Source organism: Streptomyces sp. NH27, from assembly GCF_056859195.1.
Genome location: NZ_JACEGK010001003.1, coordinates 1 through 967, shown reverse-complemented (window position 1 = coordinate 967; position 967 = coordinate 1). Strand labels below are relative to the sequence as shown.

The 967-nt window shown below is 71.6% G+C and carries 1 protein-coding gene; it reads left to right on the top strand.

Annotated elements, in window-relative coordinates; all coding sequences use genetic code 11:
* Positions 1-104 precede the first annotated feature (104 nt).
* Complete coding sequence (locus AC13HU_RS37675; RefSeq protein WP_483046508.1) at positions 105-824, top strand: class F sortase; 720 nt, start codon at positions 105-107, stop codon at positions 822-824.
* Positions 825-967: the final 143 nt, after the last annotated feature.

Genomic DNA, 967 nt, shown 5'->3' with positions numbered 1-967 from the left:
GAGATCCCCGTCCGCGCCGTCACCGGTCACCGGTCGTCAGCCGCCTGCCGCCACCCACCTTCCCCGTCGCCGTATCCCGCAGGTCGTCAGAAAGGCAGCACCGTATGAGCACGCAGCCGCCGCAGCGCGACTCCTCGACGGCGGACGCGTCGCCGCCGGTGCGGGACAGCGGCAGCCGGGTCCTGCGCTGGGCCGTCGCCGCGGCCCTGGTCGGCGCGTTCCTGGTCTTCCGCTCCTTCGACTCCTCCGGCGCGGACACCGCCATCGGGGCGCCGACGCCCCCGCCCGCGGCCACCGCCGCGTCGGCGCCGTCGGCCGACCCGGTGGTGACGATGGTGCCGACCACCGGCCCGTCGCTGCCGCGCTCCACGCCGACGAAGATCTCGATCCTGAGCATCGGGGTGAACGCCCCCTTCACCCCGCTGTCGATGGACGCCACCGGAGTGCTCCAGCCGCCGCCCGACACCAACCGCAACCTCGCCGGCTGGTACCAGGACGGTGCCACCCCCGGTGAACGCGGCAACGCGATCGTGGCCGGCCATGTGGACACCACGAGCGGACCCGCGGTCTTCTACCTGCTCTCGTACCTCAAGAAGGGCGACCCGATCGACATCACCCGCGCCGACGGCACCGTCGCCAGCTTCACCGTCGACGAGGTCGACACCTTCTCCAAGGGGAACTTCCCCGACCAGCGGGTCTACGGCGACACCCCCGACGCGCAACTGCGGATCATCACCTGCGGCGGCGTGTTCGACCACAAGAAGCGGGACTACGAGTCGAACGTGGTGGTCTTCGCGCACCTGACCTCGTCGCGGAACGCGTGATCCCACCGTCCCACGGCGTCCATCGTCAAGCCGCCCCTGCCGCTTCCTCAAGCCCGACCCAGGAACCCGATCAACCGTCCCGAACCGGGTCTTTCGTCCGATCCGTGCCCGCCGGCGTGCTGCCCACCCCCACGGGGCAGGAC